The organism is Paraburkholderia sp. BR10882 (genome assembly GCF_040948855.1).
Classification (GTDB): domain Bacteria; phylum Pseudomonadota; class Gammaproteobacteria; order Burkholderiales; family Burkholderiaceae; genus Paraburkholderia; species Paraburkholderia nodosa_A.
Genome location: NZ_JBFPKP010000002.1, coordinates 636,363 through 661,089, shown reverse-complemented (window position 1 = coordinate 661,089; position 24,727 = coordinate 636,363). Strand labels below are relative to the sequence as shown.

Sequence of the window (24,727 nt, the reverse complement as noted above, 5' to 3'; positions counted from 1 at the left end):
CATCTTCAGGGGAAAGCAACATGAGTGTTAGTCATCTTCGTCATGCGGTCGCGATCGCGGCCCTCGCAGCGTGTGCAGGCCTCACGGCCATTCCCAGCGCGCCAGCGCACGCGGCAGACGGCGATCTGAACGTCTACAACTGGTCCGACTACATTGCGAAAGACACGATCCCGAACTTCGAAAAAGAAGCGGGCATCAAGGTCAAATACGACAACTACGACAGCGACGACACGCTCCAGGCCAAGCTGCTGGCCGGTAGCTCGGGCTATGACATCGTCGTGCCCACCTCGAACTACATGGCCAAGCAGATTCAGGCCGGCGTCTACCAGAAGCTCGACAAATCGAAGATCCCCAACCTCGCGAACCTCGATCCCGTGCTCATGCACATGATCTCAGACGCGGACCCGGGCAACCAGTACGGCGTGCCCTGGGCGTTCGGCACCGATGGCATCGGCTACAACAAGCAGGCCGTGGAAAAGGCGCTCGGGCCGAACGCGCCGGTCGATAGCTGGGCGCTCGTGTTCGATCCGCAAAATCTCTCGAAGCTCAAGGGCTGTGGCGTGTCGTTCCTCGACCAGGCCGTGGACGTGTTCGCCGCGACGCTGCAATACATGCACAAGGACCCCAACAGCACGAACCCCGCGGACTATCAAGCCGCATTCGAAGTGCTGAAGAAAGTCCGCCCGTATATCACCCAGTTCAATTCGTCGGGCTATATCAACGACCTCGTGAACAACGATATCTGCGTTGCCGTGGCATGGTCGGGCGACGTCGGCATCGCGCACCGCCGCGCCGAAGAAGCCAAGCGCTCGTACGACGTCAAATTCTCGAACGTGAAGGAAGGCGGTCTGCTGTGGTTCGACGTGATGGTCATACCCAAGGACGCACCGCACCCCGAAAACGCGATGAAGTGGATCAACTACATCTCGGATCCGAAGGTCAACGCGCAGATCACCAACGAAGTGTTCTACCCGACGGCGAACAAGGCCGCACGCCAGTTCGTCACGCCGGCAGTCGCGCAGGACGCGACGGTGTACCCGTCGGAAGATGTGCTCAAGAAGATGACGCTGATGAAGCCGATGCCGGCCGACATCCTGCGCCTTGAAAACCGTCTGTGGGCCCAGTTGAAGACCGGCCACTGACGCGTTGATTCCCCCCTGAAGGAAACAAGAAGGAGACGACGCGGAAGAGGGATCGCTCGACCCCTCTCCGCCTGAAGTACGCAATTCCGAAGTCAGGCCGCGCAGCGCCGCCCCCCTGCTTTGACGACGCGCGCGAGCCTTTTCCGAGCTCCGTTCGCAGTACTAATCGCGAGTCGCGTCAGCGCCCCGTGCAGGCCGGCTCGCGCCTGAAAAACGTGTACTGCGATCAGAAAGGAACCAAGGTCAGATCATGAATTCGACGTCCAAAGTCAACGCCCCAGAAGCTTCGCGCGCCAACGCGACCCCGCCAACGAACGATGCGTTCGTGCGTATCGAAAACGTCGTCAAGAAGTTCGGCGATAGCACCGCCGTGGACAACGTGAACCTGAACATCGCCAAGAACGAGCTTTTTGCGCTGCTCGGCAGCTCGGGCTGCGGCAAGTCCACCCTGCTGCGCATGCTCGCGGGCCTCGAAACGGCCACGTCGGGCCGCATCTTCGTCGATGGCGAAGATCTCGCGTCGCTGCCGCCGTACCGCCGCCCCGTCAACATGATGTTCCAGTCGTATGCGCTCTTCCCGCACATGAGCGTGGAGTCGAACGTCGCGTTCGGCCTCAAGCAGGAAGGCGTGCCGAAGAACGAAATTCGCGAGCGCGTGGCCGACGCGCTCAACCTCGTGCAGATGGGCCGTTACGCCAAGCGCAAACCGCATCAGCTTTCGGGCGGCCAGCAGCAGCGCGTGGCGCTTGCGCGCTCGCTCGTGAAGCGCCCCAAGCTCCTGCTGCTCGACGAACCGATGTCGGCGCTCGACAAGAAGATCCGCCAGAAGACCCAACTCGAACTCGTGAACATCATCGAGAAAGTCGATGTCACCTGTGTGATGGTCACGCACGATCAGGAAGAGGCGATGACCATGGCCAACCGCCTCGCCGTGATGAGCGAAGGCCGCATCGTCCAGATCGGCTCGCCCGGCGAAGTCTACGAATTCCCCAACAGCCGCTTCTCGGCCGAGTTCATCGGCTCGACCAACCTGTTCGAAGGCAAGGTCGTCGAGGACGAGCCCGATCACATCTTCGTGGAAAGCGAAGACCTCGAAACGCGCATGTACGTAAGCCACGGCGTGACCGGCCCGCTCGGCATGCCCGTGGGTATTTCGGTGCGGCCGGAGCGCGTGCGCGTAACGCGCGAGAAGCCCGGCACGCCGCACAACTGGGCGCGCGGCGTGGTCACGGATGTCGCCTACATGGGCAGCTATTCGCTTTATCACGTGCGTCTGCCGGGCGGCAAGGTGGTCGTCTCGAACCTCTCCAGTTCGCACCTCATGAACGATGGCGCGCCCGCCTGGAACGACGATGTCTACGTGTCCTGGTCGCCGGCCAGCGGCGTCGTGCTCACGCAGTAAGGAGACCTCCATCATGAGTACCACCATTCCCGCCACGCCCGGCTCAGGCCGCGCCGCCGCAGACGCTCGCCGGGGCGCGCTCGCGCGCTTCTTCTCGCGCTTCGTGCCCTCGGGCCGCACCGCCGTGATCGGCGTGCCGTTCATCTGGCTCACGCTGTTCTTCGCGCTGCCGTTCGTGCTCGTGCTGAAGATCAGCTTCGCCGACCAGGTGATGGCCGTACCGCCCTACTCGAATCTCGTCGAGATGAAGGACGGCGTGGTGCACTTCGCGCTGCAACTGGGCCACTACGCGTTCCTGCTGCAGGACAGCCTGTACATCGCCACGTACATCAGCTCGCTGAAGATGGCGGCAGTCTCGACGATCTTCTGCCTCTTGATCGGCTACCCCATCGCCTACTACATCGCGCGCTCGAACCCGGCCACACGCAACCTGCTCATGATGGCCGTGATGCTGCCGTTCTGGACTTCGTTCCTGATCCGCGTGTACGCGTGGATCGGCATTCTCAAGGACGACGGCCTGCTCAACCACGCGCTCATGGCCATCGGCCTGATCCACTCTCCGCTGCGTCTCTATCACAGCGACGCGGGCGTCTACATCGGCATGGTCTATTCGTACCTGCCCTTCATGGTGATGCCACTCTACGCGCACCTCGTGAAGATGGACCTCACGCTGCTCGAAGCCGCCTACGACCTGGGCGCGAAGCCCTGGGTGGCCTTCACGCGGATCACGCTGCCGCTCTCGAAGAACGGAATCATCGCGGGCAGCCTGCTCGTGTTCATTCCCGCCGTGGGCGAGTACGTGATTCCCGAACTGCTCGGCGGCGCCGACACACTCATGATCGGCCGCGTGATGTGGGACGAGTTCTTCAACAACATGGACTGGCCTATGGCGTCCGCCGTCACCGTCGCGATGGTGCTGCTGCTGCTCGTGCCGATGGCTCTCTTCCAGCACAACCAGGTCAAGGAACTGGAGGACCGCAAATGATCAAGCCCAATCGCGCACTCTCCGCAGGGGTGCTCACGCTCGGCATGCTGTTCCTGTATATCCCGATCGTCAGCCTCGTCGTGTATTCGTTCAATGAGTCCAAGCTTGTCACCGTCTGGTCGGGCTTCTCGCTGAAGTGGTACTCCGCCCTGCTGCAGGACGACGAACTGCTCAGCGCCGCGTGGCTGTCGCTGAAAATCGGTCTGATGACGGCGTTCGCCTCTGTCGCGATCGGCACATGGGCCGGCTACGTGCTCGCCCGCATGGGCCGCTTCAGGGGCTTCGCGTTCTTCGCGGGCATGATCAACGCGCCGCTCGTAATTCCCGAGGTCATTCAAGGCATCTCGCTGCTGCTCCTCTTCGTTGCAATGGAGCAGTTGCTCGGCTGGCCAAAGGGACGTGGCGTACTGACCATGTGGATCGGCCACGTGATGCTGTGCGTGTCGTATGTCGCGATCATCGTGCAGTCGCGCGTGAAGGAGATGAACAAGTCGCTCGAGGAAGCCGCGCTCGATCTCGGCGCCACGCCGCTCAAGGTGTTCTTCGTCATCACGCTGCCGCTCATCTCGCAGGCGCTGCTCTCGGGCTGGCTGCTCTCGTTCACGCTTTCGATCGACGACCTCGTGCTGTCCGCGTTCCTTTCCGGACCGGGCTCGACCACGCTGCCGCTCGTCGTGTTCTCGCGCGTACGTCTCGGCCTGAACCCGGAGATGAACGCGCTCGCCACGCTCTTCATCAGCGCGGTGACGATCGGCGTGATCGCCGTGAACCAGCTGATGAGCGCACGCGAGAAGAAGCGCATGCGCGACATGCAGCTCGCCTTCGTCCAGCCCGATGCCGCCGAAGCCAGCACGCCAGCCGCCGCCCCTGCCGGCGCGATGGGTGCGCCGATCGGACGGCGCGCGGCGTGACGAGCAATCCATAAGAAGCCTATGCGACCCGTGCGGGTGGCGGTGCGCGCCGCCCGCCGCGCCCCAGCCACACGCCGAAGTATCTGTATTAACGACCAACAAGGAGAATTCCAATGAAGAAGAAGTTAATCTGTCTGCTGGTGGCCGGGGCCTTGCCAGGGCTCGCTTTTGCCGACTCGACCAGCGAACAGATCAAGGCCCTGCAGGAGCAGCTCAACGCCCTGCAAAAAGAGGTCAAGTCCCTGAAGACCGAGCTGGCACAGTCGAAGAGCAGCGGCAAGGTGGTAGCCGCAGCACCCGTGACACCCGTAGCCGCAGCAGCGCCGGTCGACATCAGCTCGCCCGACTACGGCAAGGCGCAGGCGAACCTGACCAACGACCAGGTCGATGCGATGAAGCAGCAGATCGCGAACCAGCAGCTCAAGGTCGATTCGCTCACCGACGCCGCCAACACCGGTCCGCTCGCGGGCCTGTCGATCACCGGCTACATCGACCCGACGTACATTTACAACCGTGCACCGGGCACCTCGTCGTTCCTGTTCGCGAACCACACGGGTTCGTATAACTACTTCAACAGCACGTTCGGCGATGTCTATCTCGACATCAAGAAGACCTTCGGCGTGGGCCCGATGGCGCCTTCGGCCGAAATCACGCTCATGCCCAACCGCGGCAACGGCATCACGCTGCTGCAGAACGAGCACGGCGAAATTGGCAACAACATCCTGAACACGGCAGTCGTTACTGTGCCGGTGACTGCCACGGGCACGTTCGTCGCCGGTCTCATGCCGAGTTTTGGCGGCTACGAGGTGCAGCAGTCCAACCAGATGCTCACGCTCACGCATAACCTGCTCTACGACTTCTCCGATCCGGGCAGCTATGTGGGTATCGGCTGGAACTACACGCCGAGCGGCAGCCAGTGGGCGTTCAAGTTCATGGTCGGCAACGAGCAGTACCGCACCAATGGCGCGGTCGTGCAGACGGGCCAGAACGCGCTGGGCGACCCGATCACCACGAGCAACAGGATCCCGACGTTCACGGCGCGAGCCGACTACACGTGGTCTAGCGCACTCGACATCGGCGGCTCGTTCAACATCGGCCGCCAGACGCTGCCGAGCGCGTTCGATTCGACGACGGGTCAGGCCGTGTACGGCGTGGGTGGCCAGGCATCGAGCTCGGGCGGCTACTTCTTCTTCGGCGAAGTGGACGCAAGCTACACGCTCGCGGACATCCAGTACAACGCCGAAGTCGATTACGGCCAGCAGCAGCGCGCGGCATTCAACGGCGGCAACGCGCAGTGGTACGGCTTCTCACTGCTCGCGCACCGCAAGTTCTTCGCACCGGTGGTGGGCCGCATGGGCGTGACGGCGCGCTACGACCTGCTCGCGAACGGCAAGAACGGCGGTGGTGGCGGCGGCATCGTGCTCAACTCGAACGGCATGGATACGGCCAACGGCTTCGGCATTGGTGCGGACTGCCTGGCAAACTCGAAGGCCGGCGGCGGCTTCGGCTTCGAGTGCAAGGGTGCAACACGTCAGGACGTCGCGCTCGACCTGCTGTTCTTCCCGACGCAGCAGATCCAGGTGAAGGTGGAATATCGCCACGACTGGGCCACGCAGCGCGTGTTCCTGAACAGCGACGGCTCGTACAGCAAGAGCAACGACTTGCTGGGCGCGCAGTTCATCTACTCGTTCTGATGAAGTCGCGGCGGGCGGCGGCCTCGTGCTGTCGCCCGCTGTTTCCTGATTCGCTTTCCGCTATGCTCAAATTCGCCAATCAGCCTCATGCCCCGTCCTGGTACGCGGCCACCGCCCACGACTCGACCACGCACCCCGCGCTCGAAGGCGTGCTCGATGCCGATGTCTGCGTGGTCGGCGCGGGCCTCACGGGTGTTTCCGCCGCGCTGAATCTCGCCGAACGCGGCCACCGCGTCGCGCTCGTGGAAGCCTCGCGAGTGGGGTGGGCGGCAAGCGGGCGAAACGGCGGGCAGTTGATTGGCGGTTTTGCCTGCGATATCGACACGTTCGCGCAGTTCATGCCCGAAGCGGAGGTCCGGCAGATCTGGGACATGGGCCTGGAGACGCTCGACATCGTGAAGCGGCGCGTCAAGCAGCACAACATCGACTGCGCGCTCACCGAAGGCTATTTCACCGCCGCAAACAAGGCGCGCGACGTGGATGCGCTCAAGCGCTGGCGTGACGAGGCGGCGCAGCGCTTCGGCTACGACCGGTTCCAGTATGTAGACGGCGACGGTGTCGGACGCTACGTCGCGTCGTCGCGCTATCCGGGCGGCCTCTACGATCCCGATAGCGGGCATCTGCATCCGCTCAACTACACACTCGGGCTCGCGCGCGCGGCGATCGAAGCGGGCGTGCGCGTGTACGAAAACAGCCCTGTCACGCGACTGCGCGAAGAAAACGGTGCGCATGTGGTCGAAACCGCGCGTGGCAGCGTGCGCGCGAAGTTCGTCGTGCTCGCATGCAATACGTATCTGGGCGATCTCGCTCCCGCGCTCGCGCGCAAGATCATGCCCGTGGGCACTTATGTGATCGCCACCGAAAAACTCGGCGCCGAACGCATGAATGCGCTGATGCCCGCCCAGGCTGCCGTATGCGACAGCCGCTTCGTACTCGACTACTTCCGTCCCGCCGCGGACACGCGCCTGCTCTGGGGCGGCAAGGTGAGCTATTCCACCTTCGCACCGCCCAATCTGGGCGAAGCCATGCGTCGCGACATGCTGAAGACGTTTCCGCAACTCGCCGACGTAAAGGTGGATTACGCGTGGGGCGGCTACGTGGACATCACGATGAACCGCGCGCCGCACTTCGGCCGCCTCTCGCCCACCGTGTACTTCGCGCAGGGCTTCTCGGGTCACGGCGTGAACGTCACGGGACTCGCAGGCACGCTGATCGCCGAGGCGATCCACGGCCAGGCCGCGCGCTTCGACCTGTTCGGCAAGGTCCGTCACCGCGATTTCCCGGGCGGCGCTACACTGCGAACCCCTGCCCTCGTGCTCGCGATGGCGTGGTATCGGATGAAGGACCTGCTTTGATGACACTCGACCTCGACGCCCAGGCGGACGCCCTCGCCCGCCACTCGTACTACGAAGCCACCGCCACGCGCCCCGCCGACGACGACCCCGTGCTCGAAGGCACGCTCGACGCCGACGTCTGTGTGATCGGCGCGGGCTTCGCCGGACTCTCGGTCGCGCTGGAGTGCCGCGCACGCGGCCTTTCGGTCGTGGTGTTCGACGCCCATCGTCCCGGCTGGGGCGCCTCGGGCCGCAACGGCGGGCAGACGCTCGTGGGCTTTGCGAAAGACGAAGTGCTCGAAAAGCAACTCGGCGCGCAAGGCATACGTGCGGCGTGGGCGCTCTCCATCGAGGGCGTGAACCTCGTGCGCGAGCGCATCGCCCGCTATGGCATCGATTGCGACTTCACGCCGGGCTATCTGACCGTTGCGACGAAAACGAAGCGCGTGCCCGATCTACGCGCATGGATGGACGCCGCACGCACGCGCTGGGGCTACGATCGACTCGAATGGCTCGACACCGACGCCACGCGCGCACGGGTGGCGTCGCAGCGTTATATCGCGGGCGTCTACGATCCGGTTTCGGGGCATCTGCATCCGCTCAAGTACTGTCTTGGCCTCGCCGACGCAGCGCGCCGCGAAGGCGCGCAACTGTTCGCGCATACGCGTGCGCTCGAAGTCGTACGCGGCGCGCGGCCCGTGGTCAGAACGACGCACGGCGAAGTACGCTGCCGCTTCGTGGTGTCGTGCTGCAACGCCGCGCCGGGCGGCGTGCTGCCCGGCAGCGTGGCCGCGCGTATCGCGCCCATCGCCTCGTACATCATCGCGACCGAGCCGCTGGGGCGCGAGCTGGCCGACTCGTTGATCGCGCAACGTTCAGCCGTATGTGATAACAACTTCTTTCTCGACTACTTCCGGGTCTCGGCGGACAACCGCATGCTGTTCGGCGGCCGCGCCGATTCGACCGGTGCCGCGCCCGAGCGACTTACAGCGGCCATGCAAACGCGCATGAGCGATACCTTCCCGCAGCTCGCCGGTGCGCGCGTGGAATACGCATGGGGCGGCTTCGTCGATGTCACGCGCAACCGCGCGCCCGACTTCGGCGTGATCGACCCGAATTATTACTATGTGCAAGGCTTTTCGGGGCACGGCGTGGCGCTCACGGGCATGGCGGGGCGTCTCGTTGCGCAGGCCATCGTTGGCGAGCGCGCCTCGTTCGATCTGTTCGCGCAGCTGCGGCACGCGCGCTTCCCCGGCGGCCCCGCGTGGCGGCGGCCCGCGCTCGAAATCGGCATGCTCTACCACCGTGTGATGGAAATGTTCTGACGCGGCACGCCCTGCACGTTCCGCCGGCCTGTTATACCCTTGCGAAAGTCCGCCGCGCTCGCGCGGCGCACGCACTTCCTCTGCTTGAAACGCCAATTCGCAAGGAGCACCAGCAATGGATTACGTCAGGTTCGGCTCGACAGGGCTGCAGGTTTCGCGTCTTTGTCTCGGTTGCATGACCTACGGCGTGGCCGAACGCGGCGCGCACCCGTGGACGCTCGGCGAGGACGCCAGCCGCCCGCTCATCCGTCAGGCGCTCGACGCCGGCATCAACTTCTTCGACACCGCGAACACCTATTCGGACGGCACCTCGGAGGAGATCGTCGGGCGCGCGCTGCGCGACTTCGTCAAGCGCGACGACATCGTGCTCGCCACGAAGGTGTACAACCGCATGCGGCCCGGCCCGAACGGCCAGGGCCTGTCGCGCAAGGCCATCCTCACGGAAATCGACCATAGCCTCAAGCGCCTCGGCACCGATTACGTCGATCTCTACCAGATCCATCGCTGGGACTACAACACGCCCATCGAAGAAACGCTCGAAGCGCTGCACGATGTCGTGAAGGCCGGCAAGGCGCGCTATATCGGCGCTTCGTCCATGCACGCGTGGCAGTTCAGCAAGGCGCTCTACACTTCGCGCCTGAACGGCTGGACCGAGTTCATCAGCATGCAGGACCACGTGAACCTGCTGTACCGCGAGGAAGAGCGCGAAATGCTGCCGCTGTGCGCCGACCAGGGCATTGCCGTGATGCCGTGGAGCCCGCTCGCGCGCGGCCGCCTCACGCGCGACTGGAACGAGACGAGCGAGCGCGAGGCCACCGACAAGTTCGGCAAGACGCTCTATGGCGCCGATGCGGACAAGGCTATCATCGATGCGGTCGCCACCATCGCGCGGGCTCACGACGTCCCGCGTGCGCAGGTCGCGCTCGCGTGGCTGCTGCACAAGCCCGCCCTCACGTCGCCGATCATCGGCGCGTCGAAGCCACAGCACATCGAAGACGCTGTGGCGGCGCTTTCGCTCAAGCTCTCGGACGAAGAGATCAAGACACTCGAAGCGCCGTATCTGCCGCATGTGATTGCGGGCCACCAATAAGCGATGGAGCCGCTGGCAGACGTTCGCGCACGATGCGCGCGAGCGTCTGCATGAGCGCGTCGGCGACCTCCGGCGGCGTTTCCGCATAGCCGAGCAGGAAGCCGTTGTAGCGCGCGGCGTCCGGGGCATCGACGCAATACGCGCTCAGCGGCGAAAGATGCAGGCCGTGTGCGCGCGCGGCTTCGCTCACATCGGCGTCGGCGAGCGGCGCGTCGAGGCGTACGCTCAAATGCATGCCGCCCGCGTCCGCCGACACCGTCATCACGCCGGCCAGATGTTTGTCGATGGCGGCGACCAGACCGTCGCGGCGCTCCTCGTAGAGCTTGCGCATGCGCCGCAAATGGCGCGCGTAACGCCCGCTTTCGATGAATTCCGCGAGCGCCAGTTGTTCCGCCACGCGCCCCTGGCGCACGAGTGTGTGGTGCGCCTGCGCGAACTGCGCGGCCACACGCCGCGGCACGATCATGAAGCCGATGCGCAGCGCCGGAAACAGCGTCTTGCTGAAGGTGCCGAGATAGATTACGGGCGCGTCGTCGGCGAGGCCCTGGATCGACGGCAGCGGCGGCCCGTCGTGGCGCAGCTCGCTGTCATAGTCGTCCTCGACGATCCACGCGCCGCACGCGCGCGCCTGCTCGATCAGCGCGAGCCGCCGCTCGAGGCTCAGCACGCAGCCCAGCGGATACTGGTGCGACGGCGTGAGATAGACGAGTCGCGGCGGCCTCTCGCGCCAGTCCTCGGGGCGCGTCGACATGCCCGCCGCATCCACACTCATCGGCAGGAGTTGCAGCCCCGCGGCCGTGAACGCCACGCGCGCGCCGAGGTAGCCCGGATTTTCGATCCACGCGCGTTCGCCCTCGTCCGCGAAGAGACGCGCGCACAGGTCGAGGCTCGACTGCGTGCCGTCCGTGACGAACACCTGGTCGGGCTGGCAGCGCACGCCGCGCGACACGCGTACGTATTGCGCGATTGCCTGACGCAGTGCGGGCATGCCCGCGCTGTCGCCATAGCCGAGATCGTGCGCGCGCAACTCGCGCAGCGCGCGTTCGACCGCCGTGCGCCATTGCGCGTAAGGAAACGCGTCGAGCGCGGGCACGCCTGGGCGCAGCGCCTTCGAACCGTCGCGGCCCGCGCGGCGCGGCGGCAGTTCGCGCACGCGGCGCGCAAGCGCAGGCACGGGTTCTTCGCGCTGCGTGGTCTGGGCCGGGGTTGCGACTGCACCGGCGCTGACCGCGTTGACGACCGAACCGTGGCGCGTCGCGCTGACGAAGCCCTCTTCCACGAGCCGCTCATACGCATAGAGCACCGAGTTGCGCGCGATGCCTAGCTGCTCCGCGAGCGCGCGGCTCGACGCGAGGCGCGTGCCGCGGCCAATATCGCCGTCGAGGATCGCGCGGCGCAGGCTCTCGTAAAGCAGGTCCTGCTGCGTGAGCTTGCGCACGGCGCGCTTCGCATAGGCCGTCATCATCAACGCGTAGTCCAAACCCGTGGCTCCATTGTTTTTAGTTTCGGTGGGACTAACAATGGTGCCACAAGTCGCTTACGCTTGGGAGTCCGGGAAAGCCTGTGAACAAGGAGAAGGAGACAACACATGACCGACACGACGCTTGTGGTCCGCGCCGTCGCACCCGACGATTTCGCTGCATGGCTGCCGCTCTGGGACGGCTACAACCGCTTTTACGGCCGCTTCGACGCCACCGCGCTGCCGGAGCACATCACGCGCACGACCTGGTCGCGCTTCTTCGACGGCTACGAGCCCATGCACGCGTTCATCGCCGTGCGCGGCGAACGCGTGCTCGGCCTCGTGCACTTCATCTATCACCGCAACACGATTCTGGAAGGGCCGATCTGCTATTTGCAGGATCTCTTCACCGTGGAAGACGCGCGCGGCCAGGGCGTGGGCCGCGCGCTGATCGAGGCCGTGTATGCGCACGCGAAGGCGTCGAATTCGGCGCGCGTGTACTGGCACACGCACGAGACGAATCACACGGCCATGCGGCTTTACGACGGCGTGGCCGTGAAGCCTGGCTTCGTCATGTACCGCAAGGACGTTTGATGGGGCGTCTGAAGCGCCTCAGGCGAGATCCTTGAGCAACGAGGCACGCACCTCGCCGTCGATGATCTGGGTCGGCACGCGGTAATTCGGATGATCGCAGCCTATCGTGAGCGCGGCGCCTTCGCGCAAGCGCGTTTTCATCTGCGGCGTGAGTTCGAAGCGAACGAAATGCACCGCCGAAGTCTTTTCGGCGTTCTCGCGTTCGAGGTCCTCGTCGGCAATCGCGTAGACGGGCGGCTCGCCATCCACCTGGACGAACACCTTGTCTTCGATGCCGATCAGCCGCGCCAGCGCCGCGCGCCGCTCGACTTCACTCTCGTATTCGAGCTGCATGGTCGCCTTCAGGTTGCCGCCGTCGGGCACGAGCGGCAGATAGGCTGCGAGTTCGCCCTGAATGCCGTCTTCGTCGAAGATCTTTTCGATGTGCAGCATCTCCTGAATCTGGTAGCGGATCGTCGTCTCGTCCTCGAACAGGAACGTGAGGTGATTGCCGAGCGATACCACGCGCTGCTTTTTGTGCTCGATGATGCGTTTGCGCATGTCGCCCCGCACCCTGGCGTAGGCTTCCAGCGTCAACAGCGAATTTCTCGCGATCGTCATGAGTCGTGCCTCGTGAATGTTGCGGGTTGGCGTCGGGGCCTAGATGCCGTAGGCGCGGCGCAGCAAGGTAATGGGGTGAGCGAGCGGCGGCTCGCCTAGCTGGTTCTCTTCGATGCCCTGCGCAATGTGATGCCCCGCAAGCTGGCAATCGGACGAGATGAAATTCGGTTCGGCCTGCCCCATCTGCTTGAATACGGGCGTGCCGATCTTCATCGACATGGCGTGGAATTCCTTCTTCACGCCGAACGTGCCCGCGTGGCCCGAACAGCGCTCGACTACGGTCACTTTTGTTTCGGGCACGAGCGAAAGCAGATCGAACGTCTTGCGGCCGATGTTCTGCACGCGCGCATGACACGGCACGTGATACGACACGTTGCCAAGCGGCGCACGGAAATCGGTCTTGAGCAGGCCGTCGCGATGACGCGCCACGAGATACTCGAACGGGTCCCAGAACGCGTCGCTCACGGCTTTCGTGTTGGCATCGTCGGGAAACATCAGCGGCAGCTCATGCTTGTACATGAGGACGCAACTCGGCACCGCGCCGATCAGCGCATAACCTTCGCGCGCGTAACGCGCGAGCATCGGCATGTTCTGCGCCTGCTTGTGCGCCACGCCCTCCAGATTGCCCTGCTCCAGCAGCGGCATGCCGCAGCACCATTCGCTCTTCACTAGCTCGTAGGGAATCTCGTTGTGGTCGAGCACCGCGAGCAGATCGTGGCCGATGCCGGGCTCGTTGAAGTTCACGTAACACGTCGCGTAAATGGCGACCTTGCCCGGCGTGCGCTCGCCGTCGCGCACGTCGCTCGAGCCCGCGCGTTTAGCAACGTTACGAAACTTGTGTGTAGCGAAATCGGGCAGCCACGCCTTGCGATCGACGCCCAGCATCTCTTCCATCGCGCCGCGCATCGCTTTCGTGTGATTGATCGCGTTGACCGTTTGCGTCACGACGGGAATGCCGGCGATCTGGCCGAGCGCGTCGGTATTCGAGAGCACGCGGTCGCGCAGCTTCACTTCGCCCTTGCGGTAATGAACGGCCTTGGCACGCAGCATCAGATGCGGAAAGTCCACATTCCACGGATGCGGCGGCACGTAGGGACACTTCGTCATGTAGCAGAGATCGCACAGGTAACACTGGTCGACGACCTTGTCGAACGACGCCTTGTCGACGTCGTGCGCTTCGCCGCTATCGGTTTCATCGACGAGATCGAACAGCGTGGGAAACGCGCCGCATAGCGACACACAGCGCCGGCAGCCCGCACAGATATCGAACACGCGCGCGAGTTCCGTATCGAGCTGGCCCTGGTCGTAAAAAGCGTCGGAGCGCCAGTCGAGCGGATGGCGGGTTGGCGCTTCGAGACTGCCTTCCTTGTGGGGCATGACGTCTCCTTCTTTTATTTATCAGCCCAATACACGGCTAGGTGGGCGCGCGCGAACGCGCGCCGGTGCTTGCCCGGCACGCGAAACAAAAGCGCGCGCGTCATGGGCGCGTGCGGTCAGGCACGCGGCGATGCCCAATGCGCCTCAGTCCGCCAGCACGTCCAGCGCCTTCGTATAGCGGTTGGCGTGGCTGCGCTCCGCCTTGGCCAGTGTCTCGAACCAGTTCGCGATTTCGTCGAAGCCTTCGTCGCGCGCGACCTTGGCCATGCCGGGGTACATGTCGGTGTATTCGTGCGTTTCGCCCGCAATGGCCGCCTGCAGATTCAGACGCGAGGTGCCGAACGGCAGCCCGGTGGCCGGGTCGCCTACCGCTTCCAGATATTCGAGGTGGCCGTGCGCGTGGCCGGTTTCGCCTTCAGCGGTCGAGCGAAACAGCGCCGCGACATCGTTTTGTCCTTCTACGTCGGCCTTGGCTGCGAAATACAGATAACGGCGGTTGGCCTGTGATTCGCCGGCAAATGCATCCTTGAGGTTCTGTTCCGTCTTCGAGCCCTTTAGCTGTGCCATCTGTGCCTCCATCGTTCGACCTGAAATGTGGGGACGCGACGCCATTCGCCTCGTGCAATGCAGCATGCGTGGGCGACTTCGCCGCACTATTAATCTAGGTTGTGGCGTTTGCGTTCCCAATTGTGAATTTCAATCCCGGCGATAGCGTAGCGGGGTTTACGCGAGCCGAAATGCGCGGAAAGGGGGCGGGTTCAGGCACGCGCCGTGCGCGCGACGAACTGTCCTGCACTCTTCACTTTGCGCGCGCGCGGAGTCGTCCTAGACTTGGAAATTGCCGACGCGCCCGATCAATTTTGCGGAGATGCCATGCGACTTACAATCTTGATCAACGGTTCCGATCCGACCGTCAATCACGACTATGCAGTGCTCTGGCTCGATACCGATCAGCAACGCTGGTCCCGCGAGTCTCACGAAGGGATCGACCTCCCAGAATGGGGTGAATTGCGCGACGTGAATGGTGTCACGTCGCTGTGCGCACCGCTCGAAAACGAGCCGCTGTGCACGTTACGCGGCCTGCATGTAAACCGCCGCCAGGAAATCAGTTCAGCACACGGCGACGCGACATGGTCGTGCGAAACCTCGCACTCGCCGATGGAGGGCCAATGGCGACTCCAGGCTGTGGACCGCCAGATGGTCCGCGCCGAGCATTCGCTTTTTGCAGGCTGAGTCGTTGTTGATGATCTGACCGATTGAATGCAGGCGGCATCATTTGCCGCCTCGCTCCTCGCGCAGCAACGCAACGCTGCCGCGCTCATTGCAGCTGTTTGTGCGTCACCTCTCGCTTGCGCCCGCCCTTGAGCGGGCGCGCGTTTTTTTGCGCCTGCATTTTTTCTCCCGCCTCCACGCGCGTCATGCGCCCGCTATACTTTCAGCCCGCTTGATCCTACCCCAGTCCAGCCTGTCCTTTCGATGAAGAAGCTGTTTGCCTCGCTTGTTGCCTCCCTGCTGCTCGCCGCCGCGAGTCATGCAATAGCCGCACCGGCCTGTTCGCAATTCGTGCCCGACGGCTAGTTCCCAACGCTCACGAATCAGCGCATGGCGCCGAAAACGCGCATGCTCTGCTATTCGGATTTTGCTGTGCTGCATTCGGGCGTCACGCACGGGCCGTTGTGGTCCGCCGAGCATCTCACGCGCGACCACCTCGAAGCCGCGAAGGACATGACGCGCACGAACCGCTTCTTCGAGGACGACCGCCTGCCCGAAGGCGAAGGCGCGACGCTCGCCGACTACAAGCGCAGCGGCTTCGACCGCGGCCACATGAGCCCCGCAGGCAACCGCTGGAATGCACAGGCGATGGCGGAATCGTTTTCACTCGCCAATATCGTTCCGCAGAATCGCGACAACAACCAGCGCCTTTGGGCCCATATCGAAAGCGCCGTGCGCAAGCTCGCGTCGAAGTATGGCGAAGCCTATGTCGTGACCGGTCCGCTGTTCACTGGCGCACAGCTCCAGACGATCGGCGCGACGCGCGTGCTCGTGCCGACGCAGATCTTCAAGGTCGTGTACGTGCCTTCGCAGCAGCTCGCGTTCGCGATCGTCGCGGACAATACGGCTGTCGATCGTTACGACGTGCGCTCGGTGCGCGATCTCGAAGCGCAGAGCGGCATTTCATTCCCCGGAATTCCGGCGAATGTCGCGGCGAAGGAAAAAGTTTCGTTCAATGGCCGCGGCTTTGCCGTGAGCAAATGGGGCTGGTAGGCGCGCCCCCCATTACGCATAAGGAGGATCACAAGGTGTTCGACGCATATGCAAACGACAACGACGTGCTCAACGTGCAAGGCGACGCGCTCACGCTCACGAACGGCACGACGCGCGTGACACTCGCCGGCACGCTGGAGCTCACGCGCGACAAGCGCGGGCTCGCCGCTGCGCTGGCGCTGAAGGCGGCGCTCGACGACGTCGTGAAGACACTGCAGGCCGATCCGCACCTGCCCGCGAAGGTCGCCGACGAGCCGGACCGGAAGCCCGGGGTCGTCGACAATCCGTTCAACTGATCAGGCCCAGCGAAGCGCACGCTTTAGAACGGCTTGCCTTCGCTCTCGCTCCAGGCGCGCGCCGTGAGCGTGTTCGAAGGCAGCGTTTCGTCGAGCAGCTTCTTCGCGCTCTGTGCGCCCGCGATCGGCAGGCCGGTGGGATCGATCGCGCCGATCTGCGCGAGCACCGACGCCTGATCCCAGTAGATGTGCTCGTTATAGAGCTTGTTGCCGCGAAAGCAGATCACGGCGAGCATCGGCACCTCGAAGTACTTGCCCGTGGGCGCGAGGCCCGGCAGCAGCCAGTCGATCTCGCGGTCGTGGGTGCAGCAGAAGATGAACTCGTCCACCACGCGGTCCGAGCCGATCGTGCGCGAGATCGGGATCAGGCGCGTGTCCTCGGGGTTCGAATGCACGAAATGGTGCGTGTAGAAGCGCTTGAGTTCGTCGCGGCCCACGCCGCCCGTCATCGTCGGAATGTGGTTGACGTAGGGCTGCGCGACCATGGTCGGCATCACGTCGCTCGGGTTGCGCGCGACGAACTCGTGGTAGCAGTGCTCTTCCCACAGCGCGTTGAAGTCGTAGATCGGGCCGAGCACCCGGCGCAGCATGGCGAGCGTGCGCGAGTAGGCCATCATCGTGGCGGGCTTGTCGTACGTCGAGCGCGAAGACGAAGCGAACGCGTGATCGCAGCCAGGGTACGTATACAGCTCGACGCCAGGCTTGCCCGCCAGCGCCTGCGCTATGCGCTCGCGCGTGGCGGCGTCGCAGTGCGCGTCGTCGGCGCCGAAGTGCAGCATCAGCGGACACGTGATGCGCGAGGCTTCGTCCAGATCGTTTTCGAGGCCCACGGCGTAATAGCCGATCGCGCAATCGACATCGGTGCGCGTCGCGCTCAGGTACGCGAGCTTGCCGCCCAGGCAGAAACCCACCACGCCGACTTTGCCGCGATGTTGCGGGTGCGCGCGCAGCGCGGCGAGCGTTTGCGCCACGTCCTGCATCGCGAGGTCGACGTCGAAGCGCTCGTAGAGCGAGAACGCCTTCTGCGCGTCGGCGCCTTCGTAGCCAAGATCGACGTTCGGCTCCAGACGCCAGAACAGGTCCGGCACCATCACGACGTAGCCTTCCTCCGCATAGCGGTCGGCGAGCGCGCGCATGTAGCCGTTCACGCCGAAGATCTCCTGCAGCAGCACGAGGCCGGGGCCGCTGCCCTCGGGCGGCAGCGCCGTGTAGGCGCGGAATTCGCCGCCGTCGTGCGACTTCACCTGGGTCCATTGTCCGTTCATCGGGGCTGTCTCCTCTCTTCGGTCTGGTTTAGCTGCCGTAGATTAGCGTCGATCGCGCGCCGCTGCAGCGCGTCGCACCATTCACGCCGCGCCGAAGCCGCCCGTCGCCGCGAGCGGCGGCAGCGCCGACTCGCCGCGTATCCACGCGTACTGCGCCAGCTCGGCCATTTCCTTGTCGCCGCGGCTGTCGCCATAAGCGTAGAGCGTGGCGGGCGCGTTCGTCCCCCACCACGCGCGCAGCCGCGCGACCTTCTCCGGCCCCCAGCAGTTGTTGCCCGCCAGATGGCCCGTGTATATGCCATCGCGCCATTCGAGTTCGCTCGAAAGCACGGTGCCGATGCCGACCGTCCTGGCCCACATGCGCAGATAGATCGACGGCGACGCGCTCACGAGCACGACCTCATGGCCGAGCGCCTGGTGCTCGGCCACGCGCGCGAGCATCTCGCGGCGCAGCAGCGCGGGGAGACGGCGCTCGACGAAGCGCTGCGCGGCGGCTTCGAGCACCTCGCGCCGCACGGCTCCCATCGCGGCGTACAGGAAGCGCGCCTTGGTCGGCCCGCGCGGCGACCAGCCTAGCGGGACGCCGATGAGCGAGGGCAGGCAGCGCAGCGCGGCGGCGGCGAAGCGGGCGGGGCCGGCGGCGTCGAGCATGAACGCGCGAAAGCTGTCGGACGTGGTGATGGTGCCATCAAAGTCGAATGCGGCGACGACGCGGTCGTTCATGAAACGGTATGGGCCTGGCGTGGAAGGGAAAGGCGACGCGGCTGGGCGCGCCGAACGGGCGTCATTGTCGGCGCAAACGCGATGCAGCTGCAACGCAGCCCAAGCGCGCCCGAGATGTTGACGCAATTCGTCAACATGTATCGATATGGACGCGCATCGATGCCGATGCATTAGCGTCATTGCGCGTTAGACGCCAGACCCGCGGCATCGACGATCTCGATTTCGCCGTAGCGCAATGCGAGCAACCCTTCGCGCTCGAACTGGCGCAGGATCTGGTTCACCGTTTGCCGCGAGAGTGCGAGCATCAGCGCGAGATCCTCCTGCGGCACGTTGATCACACGGCGCGCGCGCTGCCCGCCTTGCGTGCCTGCCGCCTCGCCGTACTCGTTCGAGAGCAGCAGCAACCGGCGCGCCACGCGCGCGGAAGCACCCAGCAGCGCGGTCTCCTCGATCGCGTCGAACGCGAGTCGCAGCTTTTGCGCGAGCAGCAGACCAAACGCATGCCAGTACGCAGGCGTTGCGTCGAGCAGCGCCACCAGCGCCGCGCGCGGCACGTGAAAGAGCGTGGAGTCGCGCTCGGCGTAGGCGTCGTGCGTACGTGCGCCGCCGTCGAAAAGCGCGATCTCGCCGAACCAGTGCGCCGGCCCGACCACGGCGAGCAGCACCTCGCGGCCCGCGACGCTCGCCGCCCCCACGCGCACCACGCCTTCCAGCACGCAGTAGAGACCGTCGTCGGCGTCGCCGCGCATGAAAAGACGCTCGCCCGCCTGCAGCGTGCGCACGCGCCCCGCCACGCGCAGCGCGTCGCGCAACGGTGCGGGCGCGCCGCGAAACCATGCGCTGCGCTCGAGCGCGGCGGCGGACGGCGAACTGGCGATGACGGGCGGGACGGAACGTGAGGGCATCGGGACAGGGCAAGCGGGGCGAGGCGAGTCACAAAGCAGCGCAATTGTCGGCTAGCCGAAGGTTTGCGCTCGTCAGCCCGACGATCATAATGATTTTGGAGACAGAGAGACACCCATGAGAAACCTGACCGGGCAGCTCACCCAGTACGCGGCCTATCACCGCGACGTGCGCAACATCGGCACCCATTTCGTCGGCATTCCGCTCATCGTGCTCGCGCTTGCGGTGCTGCTGTCGCGCCCGGTGATCGCATTCGGGATGCCGGTTCCGGTCTCGCCGGCGTGGCTCCTGTTCGGCGCCGCGACGATCTACTACCTCGTACTGGACGTGCCGCTCGGCCTCATGATGGCGGTCGTTTCCGTCGCGTGCGTGGCCTTCGGCGCCTGGCTCGCGCAGCAAGGCACCGCCGCGTGGCTGGGCGGCGGCGTGGGGCTGTTCGTGGTCGGCTGGATCTTCCAGTTCGTCGGTCACATCGCGTGGGAGCATCGCAAGCCGGCCTTCGTCGACGATCTCATCGGCCTCATGATCGGCCCGCTCTTCGTGCTCGCCGAAGCGCTGTTCAGCATCGGCTGGCGCCCTGAGCTGCGCGCGGCGATCGAGGCGAAGGTAGGACCCACGCGGATCAATCCGCCGCGCGCTCAGGAAGCGCGGCAGTAAGCGGCCGTTGCAAGGTCCTCAGCGCTCGAACCGGATGAGCCGCGCCGCGTGCACGGCCGTGAGCGCGACGGCGAGCCAGATCGGCACGTAAGTTCCGAGTTCGCGCATGCCCAGGTGCTCCCCCAGCAGCGTGACCGAAACGATCACAAGCAGCACCGGCTCGACATAGCCCAGGATGCCGAAGAGCGCCATCGGCAGCAGCCGGCTCGCCTTCAGGTACGACGCGAGCGCAACGGTGCTGAGCACGCCGAGCCCCGGCAGCAGCACGAAAGCGAGGAACTTGTGCGCGTCGAGCAGCGCGAGCGAGCCGCCCGCACGCACTTCGATCACCGCCACCGGCACGAGCAGCAGCATCTCTACGGCGAAGGTGACGAGTGAATCCGCGTGGATCTTGCGGCGCAGCACGAAATACGGCGGATAGCCGAACGCGACGAGCAGCGTGGGCCACGAGAACGCGTGCGTCGCCCACAGCTCGTGCGCCACGCCCACGGCGGCACACGCCACGGCGAGCCATTGCAGCGGCTCGAGGCGCTCGTGATAGTAAAAACGTCCCACCAGCACCATGATGAGCGGCAGCAGGAAATAGCCGAGCGACACTTCCAGCATGCGCCCGTGCAGCGGCGCCCACAGAAACACCCATAGCTGCGAGCCCAGCAGCGCGGCGCTCGCCACCAGGGCGAGCGCGGTGCGCGGCTCCTTCACCATGCGCGCGACGAGCGCGCGCAATTGCGGCGCGCGCTTGCGCAGCACCAGCAGGGCCAGCGCACCGGGCGCGGTCCAGATCACGCGCCACGCGAAAATGTCGAGGCCGCCGAGCGGCGCGAGCAGGAGCGTATAGGCCGACATCAGCGCGAACAGCGCCGAAGCGCCCACGGAAAGCGCAATGCCGCGCCCGGGTTCGTACTGGTTCATCGGGACACGCGGTGACAGAAAGCGCTAACAGCGGGATCGCGAACGGCGCGGTGCGTAGTTTTCGCACGCGCGGGTAAGAACGTTGTCATTTGAATTGGCTATTGAATAAGGCTTGGGCGCGCGTTGGCGTCGGCGAGACCGCATTCTAGTCGCGTTTGGGCGGCGGCAGGCGGCGCAAACCCGCGCCGGACAAGGCGGGCACACGCCGTGCGCGCTTTGCGCCCTGGTGCAGGGCGAGCAATTTTGTCCGGCAGATCACGCCACGATGGACTAGAACGTAAGTCTCGCCACGCCAGCCCGCCGTCGCCTTAACCGGCTGCAAACCGCGGCTGGAACTCGCGGCTGGAATTCGCTTCGACGAGCGAGATTTCACCGGGGCCGCTGGAGCCGCAGCCCGGCTTATCCCGGAGCGCCACGCCAGCCCCCGCCGCCGTGATTCACGACGCCGTCCCCAACGTCCAACGCCCCCTGGAGCCCGCATGCCATCTTCTGCGCCCCGCCCCGCCGTTGCCGACCCCGCCGGTGCATTCGCCCTTTCGCCCGCCGCCAGCGCATTCGCCGCCGAAGTGCGCGCCGGTTTGATGCGCTCGCCCCAAAAGGAACTGCCGTCGAAATATTTGTATGACGAGGTCGGCTCGGCCCTCTTCGAGGTCATCACCGTCCTGCCCGAATACGGCGTCACGCGCAGCGAGGAGCGCCTGCTCACGCGCTACGCGTCCGAGATCGTCGAAGCGCTGCCCTCCGACGTGAAAGTCGCCGAACTCGGCAGCGGCAGCGGTCGCAAGACGCGCCGCATTCTCGAAGCGCTGTGCCGCAAGCGCCCCACGTCGTACTGCCCGATCGAGATTTCGCGTACCGCGCTGCAACTATGCCGGCGCGAACTCGCCGACATCGAGCGCATTTCGATCGTCGGCTACGAGCGCGATTATCTCGCCGGACTGTCCGAAGTGAGCCGCCAGCGCAAAGAGGGCGAGCAACTGCTCGTGCTCTTTCTCGGCAGCACGATCGGCAACTTCGCGCGCCTCGCGGCCACGCGTTTCCTGCGTGACATCCGCGCGATGCTGCGCCCCGGCGACACGCTGCTGCTCGGCACCGACCTCGTGAAGCCCGTGGATACGCTGATCGCCGCCTACGACGACGCCATCGGCGCCACGGCCGCATTCAACCTGAATCTGCTGTCGCGCATCAACCGCGAACTGGACGCCGACTTCGACCTGCACGACTTCGAGCATGTCGCGCGCTTCAATCCGGACGTGCGCAGCATCGAGATGCATCTGCGCGCGAAGCGCGACGTGCATGCCGAAGTGCGCTCGGCGCATCTCACCGTCGACATCGGCGCAGGCGAGACGATCTGGACCGAGAGCAGCCACAAGTATCACGCCGACGAAATCCCGGCGATCGCCGCCGACGCGGGCTTCGAATGCACGCGTCAGTGGGTCGAAAAGGATTGGGGATTCGCAGAGAGCCTGCTAGCCGTGAAGTAAGCGGCGTCCGAAACGAAAAAGCGGTGCGCCAATGTGCCTGGCGCACCGCTTTTTTATCGGGCGACGCTCAATGCTGCTCGAAGCGCTCGTAACGTTTTTCGGTCAGGCGTTCCTCGCTTTCCACCGAACTGACGCGCGCGGCCGGCGGCCCGTGGCGCAGCCACGAGAGCATGCGGTCCACCTGGTTCGCCGTGCCCTGGATCACGGCTTCGACCGAGCCGTCCTCCATGTTCGCGACGTAGCCGCGAATGCGCAGCGCGTGCGCCTGGCGCACCGTCGCGTGACGAAAACCCACGCCCTGCACCGTCCCGTGCACGCGCACGTAGTACGTTTCGAGGCGCGTATCCAGATCCGGTTCGCTCATTGTTCCTTTCTCCATGCAGGCTTTACGGTCGGCATTGTAGACGCCAACGCGCGCACGCGCCGGGCCCGCGCCACGTACAATCCGTGCCACGCCGCCGCGCCAATACCGAACATGGAAACGACCCTGCAATGACCGACACCTCCCGAGCCAACCGCGATCTCGTGCTGATCACCGGCGCGTCCGGCTTCGTCGGCTCGGCCGTCGCCCGCATCGCGCAGGAAAAGGGCTACGCGGTACGCCTGCTGGTGCGCGCGACGAGCCCGCGCAAGAACCTCGAAGCACTCGACGCCGAAGTCGTCACCGGCGACATGCGCGACGCCGCCTCGATGCGCCGTGCGCTCGACGGCGTGCGCTATCTCTTCCACGTGGCCGCCGACTACCGCCTGTGGGCGCCCGATCCGCACGAGATCGAGCGCGCCAACCTCGAAGGCGCCGAAGCCACCATGCGCGCGGCACTCGACGCGGGCGTGGAGCGCATCGTCTACACGAGCAGCGTCGCCACGCTCAAGGTCACGAGTTCGGGCAACTCAGCCGACGAAACCTCGCCGCTCACGCCCGAGCAGGCCATTGGCGTATACAAGCGCAGCAAGGTGCTGTCCGAGCGCGCCGTGGAACGCATGATCGAGCGCGACGGGCTGCCCGCGGTGATCGTCAATCCATCGACGCCGATCGGTCCGCGCGACGTGAAGCCCACGCCCACGGGCCGCATCATCGTCGAAGCGGCCACCGGCAAGATCCCCGCGTTCGTCGACACCGGCCTGAACCTTGCGCACGTGGACGACGTGGCGAACGGCCACTTCCTCGCGCTGGAGCGCGGACGCATCGGCGAGCGCTACATCCTCGGCGGCGAGAATTTGCCGCTGCAGCAGATGCTCACCGACATCGCCGGCATGGTCGGCCGCAAGCCGCCCACGATCGCGCTGCCGCGCTGGCCGCTCTATCCGCTTGCGATGGGCGCGGAAGCCGTGGCGCGCTTCACGAAGCGCGAGCCATTCGTAACTGTCGATGCGCTCAAGATGTCGAAGAACAAGATGTATTTCACGTCGGCGAAAGCGGAGCGCGAACTGGGTTATCGCGCGCGGCCGTATCGCGAGGGCTTGAAAGATGCGCTCGCATGGTTCCGCGAGGCCGGCTATCTGAACGCCAGATGAGGCAAGCTGAGGAAACTGTTACAACTTTTCTTGCGACATGCGTACAACGCCTGAAGGGCAATGCGCGCAAGCTGCGGGTAGAATCGCGGGTCTTACCTGAGAAGCTCGCATGAATCTTCAAGACCAGATTGGCGTGCTCGAAGCGGGCGTCGATCAGCTCCTTCAGGCCGCCGCCGCCGCGCACGCACCGCGCGCCGATGAACGCGCCGCCGCAGTTCCCCAGCAGGACACTCCCGTTGCAAGCAGCGAAGCGGAGCAAGCCGTCGCTGAGCAGCCGCACGCCGTTGCCGTCGACACGGCCGCGGAGGCTGCCGGTGCGGCCGCCACCGCAGAACCCGTTGAAGCCGCCAATGCAACCGTGACCGACACTGCCGAAGCCATCGAACCCGCTGCCGAAACGGCCCGCGCCGCGCCTGCGCAGCCCGAACTGCACGTGGCGCGCCCGTCGCAAAACGAGATCACACTGACGATCGGCGGCCAGACGGTGACGCTCAACGCGCTGCAAGTCGGCCAGATGATCGAGGAGCTGTCGAACGCACGCGCCTCGATGCAGCCCGAACCGCCGCCCGGCATTCCGCAAGGCTGGCGTTTCGCGTCGACGAAGAATCCGATGATGGCCGTGCAGAAACAGTCCAACGGCGACCGCCTGCTGGTGCTGCGCCACACGGGCCACGGCTGGGTGCCGTTCACGTTCTCGCCCGACATCGTCGTGCAGATGTACATGATGCTCACGCAGCGCTAACGCGCGCGGGGATCGAAAAAAAGCCGTCGAAACCGACGACTTTTTTCATTGG

23 protein-coding genes and 2 pseudogenes are annotated in these 24,727 nt (G+C 65.0%); 16 read left to right on the top strand and 9 right to left on the bottom strand.

Translation table 11 applies throughout. From position 1 onward, the window contains the following. The first annotated feature begins 20 nt into the window (after positions 1-20). The 8 genes and pseudogenes from AB3X99_RS07960 to AB3X99_RS07925 all read left to right on the top strand — a co-directional run bounded on the left by AB3X99_RS07960 (position 21) and on the right by AB3X99_RS07925 (position 9,883). Positions 21-1,142, top strand: coding sequence for a polyamine ABC transporter substrate-binding protein (locus AB3X99_RS07960; RefSeq protein WP_069261590.1), 1,122 nt, complete (start codon positions 21-23; stop codon positions 1,140-1,142). Between the two features lie 313 nt (positions 1,143-1,455). Then, positions 1,456-2,544 (top strand): annotated as a pseudogene (locus AB3X99_RS07955) (ABC transporter ATP-binding protein); the annotation flags it as partial. A gap of 13 nt (positions 2,545-2,557) precedes the next feature. Further along, the gene (locus AB3X99_RS07950) at positions 2,558-3,529 is read left to right on the top strand and encodes an ABC transporter permease subunit (RefSeq protein ID WP_368606045.1); all 972 of its coding nucleotides are present in this window, start codon (positions 2,558-2,560) and stop codon (positions 3,527-3,529) included. Continuing rightward, on the top strand, positions 3,526-4,440 hold the full coding sequence (locus AB3X99_RS07945) for an ABC transporter permease subunit (RefSeq protein ID WP_368616595.1): 915 nt from the start codon (positions 3,526-3,528) through the stop codon (positions 4,438-4,440). The genes AB3X99_RS07950 and AB3X99_RS07945 overlap by 4 nt, the downstream gene beginning before the upstream one ends. A 113-nt stretch (positions 4,441-4,553) precedes the next feature. Then, on the top strand, positions 4,554-6,134 hold the full coding sequence (locus AB3X99_RS07940) for a DUF3138 family protein (protein WP_368616594.1): 1,581 nt from the start codon (positions 4,554-4,556) through the stop codon (positions 6,132-6,134). A gap of 62 nt (positions 6,135-6,196) precedes the next feature. Continuing rightward, the gene (locus AB3X99_RS07935; RefSeq protein WP_069261871.1) at positions 6,197-7,489 is read left to right on the top strand and encodes an FAD-binding oxidoreductase; all 1,293 of its coding nucleotides are present in this window, start codon (positions 6,197-6,199) and stop codon (positions 7,487-7,489) included. Beyond that, complete coding sequence (locus tag AB3X99_RS07930) at positions 7,489-8,793, top strand: NAD(P)/FAD-dependent oxidoreductase (protein WP_368616593.1); 1,305 nt, start codon at positions 7,489-7,491, stop codon at positions 8,791-8,793. Before AB3X99_RS07935 ends, AB3X99_RS07930 begins: the two co-directional genes overlap by 1 nt. Positions 8,794-8,908: 115 nt before the next feature. Then, positions 8,909-9,883, top strand: coding sequence for an aldo/keto reductase (locus AB3X99_RS07925; RefSeq protein WP_368616592.1), 975 nt, complete (start codon positions 8,909-8,911; stop codon positions 9,881-9,883). Here the strand turns inward: AB3X99_RS07925 and AB3X99_RS07920 are convergent. After that, positions 9,831-11,363 (bottom strand): PLP-dependent aminotransferase family protein, encoded by a 1,533-nt coding sequence (locus AB3X99_RS07920; protein WP_368616591.1) that lies wholly within the window; start codon positions 11,361-11,363, stop codon positions 9,831-9,833. The genes AB3X99_RS07925 and AB3X99_RS07920 overlap by 53 nt on opposite strands. A gap of 108 nt (positions 11,364-11,471) precedes the next feature. Here AB3X99_RS07920 and AB3X99_RS07915 point away from each other — a divergent pair, with 108 nt between their 5' ends. Continuing rightward, a complete protein-coding gene (locus AB3X99_RS07915) occupies positions 11,472-11,936 on the top strand; it encodes an N-acetyltransferase family protein (RefSeq protein WP_368606040.1) in 465 nt (154 codons plus the stop codon). Between the two features lie 18 nt (positions 11,937-11,954). Here AB3X99_RS07915 and AB3X99_RS07910 read toward each other — a convergent pair whose 3' ends face one another. The 3 genes from AB3X99_RS07910 to AB3X99_RS07900 form a co-directional block, all read right to left on the bottom strand. Further along, on the bottom strand, positions 11,955-12,536 hold the full coding sequence (locus AB3X99_RS07910; protein WP_368616590.1) for a DUF3501 family protein: 582 nt from the start codon (positions 12,534-12,536) through the stop codon (positions 11,955-11,957). 39 nt (positions 12,537-12,575) lie between these two features. Further along, positions 12,576-13,913 carry a heterodisulfide reductase-related iron-sulfur binding cluster gene (locus tag AB3X99_RS07905; protein WP_368616589.1) on the bottom strand — a complete coding sequence of 446 codons (1,338 nt, stop codon included), beginning with the start codon at positions 13,911-13,913 and terminating at the stop codon, positions 12,576-12,578. A gap of 144 nt (positions 13,914-14,057) precedes the next feature. Next, positions 14,058-14,480, bottom strand: coding sequence for a rubrerythrin family protein (locus AB3X99_RS07900; protein WP_069261580.1), 423 nt, complete (start codon positions 14,478-14,480; stop codon positions 14,058-14,060). 306 nt (positions 14,481-14,786) lie between these two features. Here AB3X99_RS07900 and AB3X99_RS07895 point away from each other — a divergent pair, with 306 nt between their 5' ends. From AB3X99_RS07895 to AB3X99_RS07885, 3 genes and pseudogenes are all read left to right on the top strand, one after another. Then, positions 14,787-15,146, top strand: a complete 360-nt coding sequence (locus tag AB3X99_RS07895; protein WP_042268533.1) for a DUF3564 domain-containing protein — start codon at positions 14,787-14,789, stop codon at positions 15,144-15,146. A 243-nt stretch (positions 15,147-15,389) separates the two neighbouring features. Next, positions 15,390-16,178 (top strand): annotated as a pseudogene (locus AB3X99_RS07890) (DNA/RNA non-specific endonuclease). Positions 16,179-16,213: 35 nt separating this feature from the next. After that, entirely contained in the window at positions 16,214-16,474 is a 261-nt protein-coding gene (locus AB3X99_RS07885) for a hypothetical protein (protein WP_069261578.1), read from the top strand. 23 nt (positions 16,475-16,497) lie between these two features. On the opposite strand, the gene AB3X99_RS07880 is transcribed toward AB3X99_RS07885, so the two are convergent. The 3 genes from AB3X99_RS07880 to AB3X99_RS07870 all read right to left on the bottom strand — a co-directional run bounded on the left by AB3X99_RS07880 (position 16,498) and on the right by AB3X99_RS07870 (position 19,367). Then, entirely contained in the window at positions 16,498-17,739 is a 1,242-nt protein-coding gene (locus tag AB3X99_RS07880; protein ID WP_368616588.1) for a dienelactone hydrolase family protein, read from the bottom strand. Positions 17,740-17,820: 81 nt separating this feature from the next. Beyond that, positions 17,821-18,462 carry an HAD-IB family hydrolase gene (locus AB3X99_RS07875; RefSeq protein WP_368616587.1) on the bottom strand — a complete coding sequence of 214 codons (642 nt, stop codon included), beginning with the start codon at positions 18,460-18,462 and terminating at the stop codon, positions 17,821-17,823. 176 nt (positions 18,463-18,638) lie between these two features. Continuing rightward, positions 18,639-19,367, bottom strand: a complete 729-nt coding sequence (locus AB3X99_RS07870; protein WP_368616586.1) for a Crp/Fnr family transcriptional regulator — start codon at positions 19,365-19,367, stop codon at positions 18,639-18,641. 115 nt (positions 19,368-19,482) lie between these two features. Here AB3X99_RS07870 and AB3X99_RS07865 point away from each other — a divergent pair, with 115 nt between their 5' ends. Beyond that, on the top strand, positions 19,483-20,022 hold the full coding sequence (locus tag AB3X99_RS07865; RefSeq protein WP_368616585.1) for a DUF962 domain-containing protein: 540 nt from the start codon (positions 19,483-19,485) through the stop codon (positions 20,020-20,022). An 18-nt stretch (positions 20,023-20,040) separates the two neighbouring features. On the opposite strand, the gene rarD is transcribed toward AB3X99_RS07865, so the two are convergent. After that, positions 20,041-20,934: an EamA family transporter RarD gene (gene rarD, locus AB3X99_RS07860; protein WP_368616584.1), complete on the bottom strand. Its 894-nt coding sequence runs from the start codon at positions 20,932-20,934 to the stop codon at positions 20,041-20,043. A 479-nt stretch (positions 20,935-21,413) separates the two neighbouring features. Here rarD and egtD point away from each other — a divergent pair, with 479 nt between their 5' ends. Then, positions 21,414-22,418: an L-histidine N(alpha)-methyltransferase gene (gene egtD / locus AB3X99_RS07855; RefSeq protein ID WP_368616583.1), complete on the top strand. Its 1,005-nt coding sequence runs from the start codon at positions 21,414-21,416 to the stop codon at positions 22,416-22,418. A 67-nt stretch (positions 22,419-22,485) separates the two neighbouring features. Here the strand turns inward: egtD and AB3X99_RS07850 are convergent, their stop codons facing one another. After that, positions 22,486-22,782 (bottom strand): acylphosphatase, encoded by a 297-nt coding sequence (locus AB3X99_RS07850; protein ID WP_069261571.1) that lies wholly within the window; start codon positions 22,780-22,782, stop codon positions 22,486-22,488. Between the two features lie 128 nt (positions 22,783-22,910). On the opposite strand from AB3X99_RS07850, the gene hpnA reads away from it, so the two are divergent. Together hpnA and AB3X99_RS07840 are read left to right on the top strand one after the other, a co-directional pair. Continuing rightward, on the top strand, positions 22,911-23,933 hold the full coding sequence (gene hpnA, locus AB3X99_RS07845) for a hopanoid-associated sugar epimerase (protein WP_368606033.1): 1,023 nt from the start codon (positions 22,911-22,913) through the stop codon (positions 23,931-23,933). 109 nt (positions 23,934-24,042) lie between these two features. Next, positions 24,043-24,675: a hypothetical protein gene (locus AB3X99_RS07840; RefSeq protein ID WP_342946829.1), complete on the top strand. Its 633-nt coding sequence runs from the start codon at positions 24,043-24,045 to the stop codon at positions 24,673-24,675. Positions 24,676-24,727: the final 52 nt, after the last annotated feature.

Coding starts and splice junctions, on each gene's coding strand:
- AB3X99_RS07960 (WP_069261590.1), top strand. CDS start 21: ATGAGTGTTAGTCATCTTCGTCATGCGGTCGCGATCGCGGCCCTCGCA.
- AB3X99_RS07950 (WP_368606045.1), top strand. CDS start 2,558: ATGAGTACCACCATTCCCGCCACGCCCGGCTCAGGCCGCGCCGCCGCA.
- AB3X99_RS07945 (WP_368616595.1), top strand. CDS start 3,526: ATGATCAAGCCCAATCGCGCACTCTCCGCAGGGGTGCTCACGCTCGGC.
- AB3X99_RS07940 (WP_368616594.1), top strand. CDS start 4,554: ATGAAGAAGAAGTTAATCTGTCTGCTGGTGGCCGGGGCCTTGCCAGGG.
- AB3X99_RS07935 (WP_069261871.1), top strand. CDS start 6,197: ATGCTCAAATTCGCCAATCAGCCTCATGCCCCGTCCTGGTACGCGGCC.
- AB3X99_RS07930 (WP_368616593.1), top strand. CDS start 7,489: ATGACACTCGACCTCGACGCCCAGGCGGACGCCCTCGCCCGCCACTCG.
- AB3X99_RS07925 (WP_368616592.1), top strand. CDS start 8,909: ATGGATTACGTCAGGTTCGGCTCGACAGGGCTGCAGGTTTCGCGTCTT.
- AB3X99_RS07915 (WP_368606040.1), top strand. CDS start 11,472: ATGACCGACACGACGCTTGTGGTCCGCGCCGTCGCACCCGACGATTTC.
- AB3X99_RS07910 (WP_368616590.1), bottom strand. CDS start 12,536: ATGACGATCGCGAGAAATTCGCTGTTGACGCTGGAAGCCTACGCCAGG.
- AB3X99_RS07905 (WP_368616589.1), bottom strand. CDS start 13,913: ATGCCCCACAAGGAAGGCAGTCTCGAAGCGCCAACCCGCCATCCGCTC.
- AB3X99_RS07900 (WP_069261580.1), bottom strand. CDS start 14,480: ATGGCACAGCTAAAGGGCTCGAAGACGGAACAGAACCTCAAGGATGCA.
- AB3X99_RS07895 (WP_042268533.1), top strand. CDS start 14,787: ATGCGACTTACAATCTTGATCAACGGTTCCGATCCGACCGTCAATCAC.
- AB3X99_RS07880 (WP_368616588.1), bottom strand. CDS start 17,739: ATGAACGGACAATGGACCCAGGTGAAGTCGCACGACGGCGGCGAATTC.
- AB3X99_RS07875 (WP_368616587.1), bottom strand. CDS start 18,462: ATGAACGACCGCGTCGTCGCCGCATTCGACTTTGATGGCACCATCACC.
- AB3X99_RS07870 (WP_368616586.1), bottom strand. CDS start 19,367: ATGCCCTCACGTTCCGTCCCGCCCGTCATCGCCAGTTCGCCGTCCGCC.
- AB3X99_RS07865 (WP_368616585.1), top strand. CDS start 19,483: ATGAGAAACCTGACCGGGCAGCTCACCCAGTACGCGGCCTATCACCGC.
- rarD (WP_368616584.1), bottom strand. CDS start 20,934: ATGAACCAGTACGAACCCGGGCGCGGCATTGCGCTTTCCGTGGGCGCT.
- egtD (WP_368616583.1), top strand. CDS start 21,414: ATGCCATCTTCTGCGCCCCGCCCCGCCGTTGCCGACCCCGCCGGTGCA.
- AB3X99_RS07850 (WP_069261571.1), bottom strand. CDS start 22,782: ATGAGCGAACCGGATCTGGATACGCGCCTCGAAACGTACTACGTGCGC.
- hpnA (WP_368606033.1), top strand. CDS start 22,911: ATGACCGACACCTCCCGAGCCAACCGCGATCTCGTGCTGATCACCGGC.
- AB3X99_RS07840 (WP_342946829.1), top strand. CDS start 24,043: ATGAATCTTCAAGACCAGATTGGCGTGCTCGAAGCGGGCGTCGATCAG.